This window comes from Quadrisphaera sp. DVD1 (assembly GCF_058932755.1).
Genome location: NZ_JBZYWI010000122.1, coordinates 1 through 9642, shown reverse-complemented (window position 1 = coordinate 9642; position 9642 = coordinate 1). Strand labels below are relative to the sequence as shown.

10 protein-coding genes and 1 pseudogene are annotated in these 9642 nt (G+C 77.6%); 2 read left to right on the top strand and 9 right to left on the bottom strand.

Annotation, left to right across the window (positions count from 1 at the left end; translation table 11 throughout):
* The 4 genes from AC5FZL_RS12910 to AC5FZL_RS12895 form a co-directional block, all read right to left on the bottom strand.
* Positions 1–2521, bottom strand: a 2521-nt coding sequence (locus tag AC5FZL_RS12910; RefSeq protein WP_493619228.1) for a glycoside hydrolase family 2 protein, incomplete at its 3' end; no start/stop codon positions are given.
* A 49-nt stretch (positions 2522–2570) separates the two neighbouring features.
* The gene (locus tag AC5FZL_RS12905) at positions 2571–2909 is read right to left on the bottom strand and encodes a DUF202 domain-containing protein (protein ID WP_493619226.1); all 339 of its coding nucleotides are present in this window, start codon (positions 2907–2909) and stop codon (positions 2571–2573) included.
* Positions 2906–3286 carry a YidH family protein gene (locus tag AC5FZL_RS12900; protein WP_493619224.1) on the bottom strand — a complete coding sequence of 127 codons (381 nt, stop codon included), beginning with the start codon at positions 3284–3286 and terminating at the stop codon, positions 2906–2908. The genes AC5FZL_RS12905 and AC5FZL_RS12900 overlap by 4 nt, the downstream gene beginning before the upstream one ends.
* Before the next feature lie 48 nt (positions 3287–3334).
* A complete protein-coding gene (locus tag AC5FZL_RS12895; protein WP_493619222.1) occupies positions 3335–3700 on the bottom strand; it encodes a hypothetical protein in 366 nt (121 codons plus the stop codon).
* Positions 3701–3911: 211 nt separating this feature from the next.
* Here AC5FZL_RS12895 and AC5FZL_RS12890 point away from each other — a divergent pair, with 211 nt between their 5' ends.
* On the top strand, positions 3912–5723 hold the full coding sequence (locus AC5FZL_RS12890) for a SpoIIE family protein phosphatase (RefSeq protein WP_493619220.1): 1812 nt from the start codon (positions 3912–3914) through the stop codon (positions 5721–5723).
* Between the two features lie 13 nt (positions 5724–5736).
* Here the strand turns inward: AC5FZL_RS12890 and AC5FZL_RS12885 are convergent, their stop codons facing one another.
* From AC5FZL_RS12885 to AC5FZL_RS12865, 5 genes are all read right to left on the bottom strand, one after another.
* Positions 5737–6096, bottom strand: coding sequence for a GatB/YqeY domain-containing protein (locus tag AC5FZL_RS12885; protein ID WP_493619230.1), 360 nt, complete (start codon positions 6094–6096; stop codon positions 5737–5739).
* Positions 6097–6140: 44 nt separating this feature from the next.
* On the bottom strand, positions 6141–7694 hold the full coding sequence (locus AC5FZL_RS12880) for an amidohydrolase (RefSeq protein WP_493619218.1): 1554 nt from the start codon (positions 7692–7694) through the stop codon (positions 6141–6143).
* The gene (locus tag AC5FZL_RS12875) at positions 7691–8113 is read right to left on the bottom strand and encodes an acyl-CoA thioesterase (RefSeq protein ID WP_493619216.1); all 423 of its coding nucleotides are present in this window, start codon (positions 8111–8113) and stop codon (positions 7691–7693) included. The genes AC5FZL_RS12880 and AC5FZL_RS12875 overlap by 4 nt, the downstream gene beginning before the upstream one ends.
* A 77-nt stretch (positions 8114–8190) precedes the next feature.
* Entirely contained in the window at positions 8191–8865 is a 675-nt protein-coding gene (locus AC5FZL_RS12870) for a hypothetical protein (protein ID WP_493619214.1), read from the bottom strand.
* The gene (locus AC5FZL_RS12865; protein ID WP_493619212.1) at positions 8862–9353 is read right to left on the bottom strand and encodes a cupin domain-containing protein; all 492 of its coding nucleotides are present in this window, start codon (positions 9351–9353) and stop codon (positions 8862–8864) included. Before AC5FZL_RS12865 ends, AC5FZL_RS12870 begins: the two co-directional genes overlap by 4 nt.
* A gap of 106 nt (positions 9354–9459) precedes the next feature.
* On the opposite strand from AC5FZL_RS12865, the pseudogene AC5FZL_RS12860 reads away from it, so the two are divergent.
* Positions 9460–9642: pseudogene (locus AC5FZL_RS12860) on the top strand (hypothetical protein); the annotation flags it as partial.

Genomic DNA, 9642 nt, shown 5'->3' with positions numbered 1-9642 from the left:
CCCCGGCCACGAGGTCGTTGGCGCAGCGCAGCACCGGGTGGGCGGCCAGGGCGGCGAGCGCGTCGTCGTCCAGGCCCGCCGCGCCGGTGACCGTGAAGACGTGCCGCTCCCCCGGCAGCAGCGTCACCAGCGAGGTGTCGACCTGCGCGGCCGGGGTGAGCCGGTCGGGGAAGAGCGACAGGTCGCGCAGGAGGACGCCGGCGGTGACGGCCACCCGGACGGCGTCCTCGCCGGCGCGCTCGACCGCGACGTCCCACCGCGGCGCGGCGTAGGAGAGGTCCCTGTCCTCGGCGAAGAAGGCCAGGGCCCGCACCCCGGTGGGGGTGCTCGCCACGAGCAGCTCGCGCGCCGGGTCGCCCGGGGTGGCCACCGCGGCGGGCAGCGCGAGGGTGGCCGCGCCGAACCGGTCGGTGACCAGGCGCGAGGACCAGGCGGCCAGCTGCTCGCCGTCGAAGGAGAGCCGACGCACGGCCACCGGCTCGCGCCACGTCTCGCCGCCGTCGTTGACGCCGACCAGCGACAGCCCGCCGTCGCGGGGCTGCACGGTCAGCAGCCGGGTGGCGTTCGCGGCGCGCAGGGCGAACCACAGCGGCTTGCGCTGGCCGTCGCCGTCGACCGCGGCCCACGACGTGACGGGCCAGCAGTCGTTCAGCTGCCACACGATCGTCCCGGTGCACAGCGGGCGCAGCGAGCGGAGGTGCTCGATGCCGAAGGCCATCGCCCGCGCCTGGTTGAGCTGGGTCGCCCAGTGCCAGTCCTCCACCGACACCGGGGTCGGGAAGTGCGGCGCCAGGCCCCGCTCGAGCTTGCCGTTGCCGTCGTTGGCCTTCTGGTGGTGCAGGACGCCGGGCGAGTCGGGGGCCATCGGCTCGTCGCGCACGGCGCGGCGCAGCGTCGACCAGGCCGGCGGGCCCTGCCAGCCGAACTCCGAGACGAAGCGCGGCCGGTGCTCGCGGTAGACCGTGTAGTCGACCTCGTTCCACACGTCCCACAGGTGGGTGCAGCCGTGGGCGGGGTCGTTGGGGTGGAGGTCCATCGAGCCCGAGGAGGGGCTGCCCGCCCAGTACGGGCGCGTGGGGTCGACCTCGGCCACCACCCGAGGCAGCAGGTCGAGGTAGTAGCCCGCGCCCCAGGTGCGCCCGGCCAGCGGCTCGGCCCAGCCCCAGTCGAAGAACCCCCACGTGTTCTCGTTGTTGCCGTTCCACAGCACCAGGCTCGGGTGCGGCACGAGGCGCGCCACGTTGTCGCGCGCCTCGGCCTCCACCTCGCTGCGCAGCGGCTCCTCCTCCGGGTAGGCCGCGCAGGCGAAGAGGAAGTCCTGCCAGACGAGCACGCCGGCCTCGTCGCAGGCGTCGTAGAAGTCGTCGGACTCGAAGACCCCGCCGCCCCACACCCGCAGGAGGTTGAGGTTGGCGCCGGTGGCCTGGGCCACCCGCTCGCGCACCCGGGCGGCGTCCACCCGGTGCGGGAAGGCGTCGTCGGGGATCCAGTTGGCCCCGCGCACCGGGACGGCGACGTCGTTGACGACGATCCGGAACGGGGTGCCGTGCTCGTCCGGCGTGGTGTCCAGGCGCACGGTGCGGAAGCCGACGCGCCGGCGCCACGTGTCGAGCACCGCGCCGTCCCCGTCGGCGAGGACGACCTCGGCGTCGTAGAGCGGCTGCTGGCCGAGGTCGTGCGGCCACCAGCGCCGCGGGTCGGGCACGACGACGACCACCTCGGCGCTGCCCTGGCCGGCCGGCACGCGCGCGGTGGCGACCACCCCTGCCACCTGCGCGGTGAGCACCAGCTCGGCGTCCCGGCCGGAGCCGGAGCGCTCCGGGCCGAGGTCGCTGCGCTCCGGGCCGAGGTCGCTGCGCTCCACGTCGACCGCGAACCGCACCGTGCCGGTGCTCCCCCGGACGTCGACGAGCGGGCGGACCCGGGCCAGGTGCGCGGTGGACCAGGCGTCGAGGGCGATCGGCCGCCAGATGCCGCTCGTGGCGGTGGTCGGGCCCCAGTCCCAGCCGAAGCTGCACGCCATCTTGCGCAGGTGCGCGTAGGGCCCCGGGTAGTTGCTGGGCCGCGCTCCCAGCCGCTCCCGCTCGGCCTCCCCGGCGGTCCACGCCGAGGTGAAGACCACCTCGAGGGCGTTCTCGCCGTCGACCAGCAGGCCCTGCACGGGCCACCGGTAGGTGCGGTGCATGTTGGCGGTGCGCGCCACCTCGACGCCGTTGACCCGCACGGTCGCGACGGTGTCGAGGCCCTCGCAGACGAGGTCGACGCGCTCGGCGCCGCCGTCCGGGGCCGCGAACGTCGTGCGGTAGGCCCAGTCCTGGTGCCCGACCCAGTCGACCACGAGCTCGTTGCGGTCGAGGTAGGGGTCGGGCACCAGCCCCGCGGCCAGGAGGTCGGTGTGCACGGCGCCGGGGACGGTCGCCGGCACCGGCTCCGGCGGCAGCGGCGGGAGGCCGTGCGCGCGCGCCGGGTCGGCCAGCGCCACGGTCCAGCCGTGGTGGAGGGGCGTGGTGCGCAGCGTCATCGTCGACTCCTCAGGTCGGGCCCTCGGCGCCGAGGAGCCTGGTGAGCGCTCACACCGAGCCGGTGAGCACGGCCGCCAGCGCCGTGGCGCCGAGCAGGAGGCAGCCGGCGGCCGTGGCCGCCAGGACGCCCGCGCCCGGGCCGGTGCGCAGGGACGCGTCGGCGCGCAGGGCGGCGTCCACGGCCCTGCCCCGGCGCGCGCTGGCCAGCACGAGGACGAGCCCGGCCAGCACGCCGCAGGCGCCGAGCACGACGGCCAGCGCGCCGAGCGCCGGGGCGAGCAGGCGGGCGCCGGCCAGGGAGCCCGCGACGAGCGAGAGGCTCGTGCGCCGCCACGCCAGGGCGGTCCGCTCCGGCTGGAGGCCCGGGTCGAACGGGGTGGCGCTCACGCCAGCAGCAGCCCGACGACGAGGAGCATCCCCGCCACCACCGCGCCCGCCGCGAGCGGCGCGGCCATCACCGGCGCGGGCAGCGGCCGCCCCTCGCGCAGCGCCCGCTCGACGCCGGTCCACCCGCGCCACGCCTGGACGGGGGCCAGGACGCCGAGGACGAGGAGGACGAGCGCGGCCGCCAGCCGCAGGCCGGGGTGCACCGGCAGGTCCAGGGCCTCGAGCGCGACGCCGACCGCCAGCAGCGCGAGCGAGGTGCGCACCCACGCGAGGAACGTGCGCTCGTCGGCCAGCGAGAAGCGGGCGTCGGGCTCGCTGCCGGTGCCGTAGACCCGGGAGGGGAACCGCCGCGGGGCCGGGCGCGCGGGCGTGGTCACGGGTGCAGTCCACCAGGTCCGGCGGTCGGTCGGCGATCCGGCCGGGTCTCACCGCTGACCCGGCTCCGCCGAGGCGTGCGGGGTCCGCGGCGGCAGCTCGGACTGCACGCGCCGCCAGTGGTAGACGTACAGCGGCGCGGCGATGAGCAGCGTCGTGCCCGACCCGACGAGCTGCAGGACCGCCTGGCGCTGCTGGGAGTCGACCGCGCGCGCCTCCTGGCGCGCCAGCTCCTCCTCGGTCAGACCGGAGTCCGTGCCCGGCGAGTCGAACCCGTAGTAGCCGGGGTCGGGGTAGACCAGCTCGACGACGCCGCGCACGAGGCTGACGGTGGCGAAGATGGCGATCACCAGCGTGATGAGGCAGACCAGGTACAGGTACAGGTTGCGGAGGCTCAGACGCTCCTGGACGGCCACGACGTCTCCTGTCGACGGGCCGGCACCCTCGCCGGCCAGGCGTGCATCCTGCCGCAGCGGCGGCCGTGGGGGCAGTCCCCGCCGCCCGTCCCGGTGCGGTCTGCCGGAGCTGGGCGACCACAGCCGGTGACCCTCGGCCTGGCATGCTGGTCACCCCAGCGGAGGCGCCGTCGGGGCCCCGCAGCGGGAGGCAGACGTCGTGGAGGGCCCCGTGGCACCGGCACCGCCCCACGACCGTCCTGAGCGGGTGGACTACCGGGGCCTCTTCCTGGGGCTGCCCACCGCCTACCTCGTGATGGACCGCGACCTCGTCGTCGTGGAGGCCAACGAGGCCTACCTGCAGCTGCTCGGTCGCACGCGCGAGGACCTGGTCGGCCGCCCGGTGTTCGAGGCGTTCCCCCCGACGCCCGACGCCCTGGACGAGCAGGGGGAGAACCCGCTGCAGACCTCCTTCGAGCGGGCGCGCGACACGGGGCAGCCCGACGTCATGCCCCTCTTCCGGTACGGGGTGCTCGACCAGGGCAGCGGCGAGGTCGTCGAGCGCTACTGGTCGCTCATCAGCGCTCCGCTGCTCGACGACGACGGGTCGACCCTGCTCGTCCTGCAGCGGGTCGAGGACGTCACCGACTACGTGCGCGAGCAGGAGGGGCGCCGCGCGGAGGCCGAGCGCGGCCGCGCGTGGCAGGAGCGGGTGCAGGTGGTCGAGGCCGACCTCTACCAGCGGCTCCAGCAGCTGCGCGCCGCGCAGGACGCCAAGGACGTCGCGGCCCGCCGCCTGGCGCGCCTGGGCGAGGTGGCGCTGCAGCTGACGACGGCCGAGACGGTCGAGGACCTCGAGCGCATCGTCGTCGCGCAGGGCCTGGGCCTGCTCGGGGCCGACGGCGGGGCCATCGTCTCGCCCGACGACGCCGGCGGCTGGCGCGTGACGGTCAGCGCGGCGCTGGGCGAGCACGTCCAGCTGGCCTACGGGAGCCTGCCCTTCGACAGCCCCCTGCCGGCCACGTGGACGGCGCGGACCGGCCAGCGGCTGCTGCTGCCCACGCGCGCGTCCGGTCTGGCCTTCTCCCCCGCGATGGCCGGGGTCTACGCCGACACCCGGCGCGACGCCTGGGCCTTCCTGCCGCTGAGCGCGCGCGGGAAGGTGCTCGGCACCCTGGCCGTGTCCTGGGTCGACGAGCACCCTCTGGGGCGCGAGGAGGTCGACGTCCTGGAGACCTTCGCGGCCCAGTGCGCCCAGGCCCTCGACCGCCTGCTGGCCCTGCGCGCGGAGCGCCGCGCGGCGTCCGCCGTCGCGCGGATGTCGGAGACGCTGCAGCGCTCGCTGCTCACCGAGCCCCCGCAGCCCGACCGCCTCCAGATCGCCGTGCGCTACTCCCCCGCCGCTCAGGACGCCCAGGTCGGCGGTGACTGGTACGACGCCTTCGTCAGCCGCGAGGGCGTGACGTCCCTGGTCGTCGGTGACGTCTCCGGCCACGACCGGGACGCCGCGGCGGCGATGGCGCAGATGCGCAACCTCCTGCGCGGCATCGGCTACGCCACCGGCGAGCCGCCCTCGGCGGTCCTGTCGGACCTGGACAGCGCCGTGCGCGACCTCCACGTCGGCGCGCTGGCGACCGTCGTCCTGGCGCAGGTCCACCAGGACGAGCAGGAGCGCCGCGAGGGCGTGCGCGTGCTGCAGTGGTCGAGCGCCGGGCACCTGCCGCCGGTGCTGCTGCGCCCCGACGGGACCGCGGAGCTGCTGGAGACCGACCCGGACCTGCTCCTGGGCCTGGACCCGGCCGCGGGGCGCGCCGACCACGAGGTGGTCCTGGAGCCGGGGACGACGGTCCTGCTCTACACCGACGGGCTCGTCGAGCGTCGCGGGACGCCGCTGGACGACGGGCTGGCCTGGCTCGCGGACGCCGTCCGCGAGCTGGCCGGGCTGCCGCTGGAGGACCTCTGCGACGCCCTGCTCGGCCGGCTGCCGGCCGAGGTGGAGGACGACATCGCGATCCTGGCCCTGCGCGCCCACCCCCAGGGCTGAGCCGCCGGCGCCCCTACCCCGGCGCGTCCGCGCCCTCCGGCAGGTAGCGAGCCAGCACCGCTGCCTCGGCGCGCAGGCGCTCGGCCGCGCCGGCGTGGCCCAGCGGCTCGACCTCGTCCGCAGCGGAGCGGCGCTCCTGGACCTCCGCGCGCACGACGGCGACCACGTCGTCGGGGGTCAGGACGCGCCGCTCGGCCTCGCCCGCCCCCAGCCCGAGGCGCGCGCCCGCCACGTGCTCGCCGCCCGCCGGCGCGGGAGACTGCGCGAACGGCTCGACCGCCTCGGCGTTGCCGATGGCGGCCAGCGCGGAGCGCAGCGCGGCGACGGCCACCGCGTCGCGGGCGCGCATCGCGGCGGTGAGGTCGGTCCGCATCTGCTGGTGCACGCCGGGCACGCTACGGCGCGGCCCACCGGTGATCAACGGAGTTCCTCGTGCGTCCAGGCGCCGGCGACGAGGGTGCCCAGCACCGGCGTGCGCCGCAGGCCGTCGGCGCCGTCGCGGGCCAGCACCTGCGCCGGCGGCTCGGGCACCACCACGAGGTCGGCGACGTCGCCGACGCGCACGCCCCGGCGACCCCCGCTGGAGGCCGCGAGCGCGTCGGCGAGGTCGAGGTGCTGCTCGGGGTGCCACGGCTCGCGGTCGTCGGCGCTGCGGCGGACGGCGCTGGCGATCGCGTCCCACGGGTCGAGCGGCGCGACCGGGGCGTCGGAGCCGAGGACGAGCCGGGCCCCGGCGCGGTGCAGCGCGCCGTAGGGGAAGGCGCGGTCGGTCGCACCGGCCCAGTGCCGGTCGGCGGCGTCGCGGTCGTCGAGCGCGTGCCGCGGCTGCACGCCGGCCACGACCCCCAGCGCGGCGAAGCGCGGCAGGTCGGCGTCGTGGACCTGCTGGGCGTGCTCGATCCGCCCGGTGCAGCCGGCGGCGGCGAAGCCGTCCAGGGCGGTGGTCACGGCGTCGTCCCCGATGGCGTGGACGGCCACGTCGAGGCCGGAGGCGGTGGCGCGGCGCAGCAGCCGCTCCAGCTCGTCCACCGGGGTGCGCAGGACCCCGTGGGCGTGCGCGCCGCTCGCGCCCGGGTAGGCGGTGGCGCAGTAGGCGGTGCGGGTGCCGAGCGACCCGTCGACGAAGACCTTCAGCGGGCCGACGCGCAGCCGCTCGGCCGCGGCGGGGTCGGCGAGATCCTCGACGCCGGGCAGCACCTGGCCGCTGCGCAGCCCCTGCGCCAGCGCCGCCTCGAGCCGGTCGGGCCACACCGCCGCGCGCACGCGCACGGCCGGGGTCCGCGACGCCGCCCGGCGGGCCCAGGCGGCGCCGGCGTCGGCGAGCTCGAAGTCCACGAGCGCGGTGACCCCCCGGGCGGCCGCGGCGCGGGCGGCGTCCAGCACCCACTCGTCCCGGACGGCGACCGGCACCTGCTCGGCGCGGGCGAAGACGTCCATCGCCTCCTGCTCGCGCACGACGCCGTCGGGTGCGCTGAGCCCGAGGAGCCGCACGGCCGCGGTGCTGCACCAGGCGGTGTGCAGGTCGGCGCTGGCGACGACCACGGCCCGGCCGGGCGCGGCGGCGTCGAGCACGTCAGCGGTGGGCGGCGAGGACCACAGGGCGTCGCGGAAGCCGTGCGCCATGACCAGCGCACCGGCCGCCGCGGGCGCGGAGGCCCCGGCGGTGGCCACGGCAGCGGCGACGAGCGCCGCGGCGTGCTCGGGCGAGGTCGCCGCGGAGACGTCGATCCGCCGCCGCGCGGCCGCCCACTGCTCCGCGTGGACGTGCTCGTCGCGGAGCCCCGGCAGGAGCGCGGCGCCGTCGAGGTCGACCACCTCGGCGCCCGCCAGCGCGCTGGGCTCCAGGCCCGGAGCGCCGGCGCGCAGGTCGTCGGCGATCGCCACCACCCGGCCGCCCGCGAGCAGGACGTCGCGCACCGCCGTCCCCAGCCGGGCCCGGCGCAGCAGCAGCCGCGCGCCGTCGCCGCTCACGCCGGGTCGACGTGCTGGTGCGGGATGCGGTCGCGCAGCGCGGTCAGCTCGGTGTACCCGTGCGGCGCGGGCCGACCCTGCTCGTCGACGGTGACGAAGACGATGCGGTCGAGGGTGAGGATGCTGCGGCGGGTGACCATGTTGACGACCTCGACGCGCAGCGCCAGCGACGTGCGGCCGAACGCCACCGGGCCCATCCGCAGCTCGAGCAGGTCGCCCTGCCGCGCGGAGCTCACGAACTCGATCTCGGACAGGTACTTGGTGACCACCCGGGCGCTGCCCAGCTGCAGGACGGCGTAGATCGCCGCCTCCTCGTCGATCCAGCGCAGCAGCGTCCCGCCGAACAGGGTGCCGTGGGCGTTGAGGTCCTCGGGCTTGACCCACTTGCGCACGCTCGAGCTGATGTCGTCACTGGCCACCGCTCGACGCTAGCGCGCGCGCCGACGGGCCGGTGGGTGCCCGACGGCACCCACCGGCCCGGAGCCGTGCTGCGGGCTCAGCCCTCCCGCGGCCCCCGGGCGCTCCACCCGGCGACGGCCAGGGCGAGGCCGAGCAGCGCGGTGCCGGGGACGATCGCGAGCCCCTCCGGCACGAGGACGGCGGGACCCACCGCGAGCAGCAGCACCGCGACCACGACCGCCACCGGCAGCCAGCGGGGCAGCACCCGGCGGCGCGCCCCCGCCACGGTCAGCAGCAGCGGCCCGACGAACAGCGACAGCGCCGTGAGCGCGCCCACGCCCGCCGCGGCCGCCTCGACCTCGTGCATCACCTCGTGGTCGACGTGCGGGGAGACGAAGACCTCCAGGAAGGCCGACGGCGCCATGAGCACCATCGCCAGCCAGGTCAGCCCCACACCCGCCAGGGCGGCGCGCGAGCCGCGCACCCGTGCGGCGAGCGCCCCGGCACCCGCGGCCACCAGCAGCCCGCCGACGGCGAAGACCACGTGCGCCGGGGCCCACGTGGCGGCCTGCTCGGCGGCCTCGGAGTGCTCCAGCGGGTGCAGGAGGTTCCCGACGGCGAACAGCACGCCCCCGGCGACGACGCTCCACGCCTGCGCCCGGCGGCCGGGCCGGTGGTCGCTCAGGCCCTCGGCGGGCGCGGTCCGGGGCTCGGGCACGGGGACCTGCGCACCGGTGCTGCGCAGGGACGGTGCAGTGGCGCGGGTGCTCATGGGGCTCCTCCATGGGTGGGTGGGTCGGCGGGCGGGTCGGCGGGCGGGACGGCGGGCGGGACGGCGCGTGGGACGGGGTCGACGAGCAGCTGGGCGCCGCAGTCCGCGGCGAGGCGGACCACGACGTCCGGGGGCGGCGCTGGGCCGGCGTGCAGCGCCGCCAGCAGGTCCTCCGCGCCTCCCGGTGCCAGCACGGTCAGCAGCCGGGCGGTCGAGGAGCGGACGTCGACCTGGCACGCGCTGCCGCGGGGCAGGAACACCAGCTGCCCGGGCAGGGCCTCGACCACCAGGTCGCCCGCGGCCACCGTGCAGGCCCCCTCGAGCACCACGAGCGCCACGTCGCGCCGGTGGTGCACCTGGCGCCGCAGCCGGCCGCTGACGGTCGCGACGGTCACCGCGAGCGCCCCGCCGGTGCGGGCGGCGTCCGCGAGCACCGCGAACCGGTCCGCGGCCGAGGCGCGGGCGGTGAAGGGGGCCGGGCTGGTCATGAGGACGAGGCTGGCCGGGCCCGCTGGTGCGGCGCTAGTGCGCCACTGGTGCGGGTGCTGGTGCGGGTGCTGGTCTGCGGCTCACCGGCTGCCTACGCTGCGCCGGGTGCGCATCCGGGTGCTCGGCGAGCTCGCGGTCGAGGCGCGCGACGGCTCGCCCGTGCCGCTCGGCGCCCGCCGGCACGCCGAGCTCCTCGCCCTGCTGGCGGCCGAGCGCGACCGGCCCGTGCCCAGCGACGTCCTCGCCGACCGCCTCTGGCGCGGCGCGCCGCCCGCCTCGGCGGCGGTC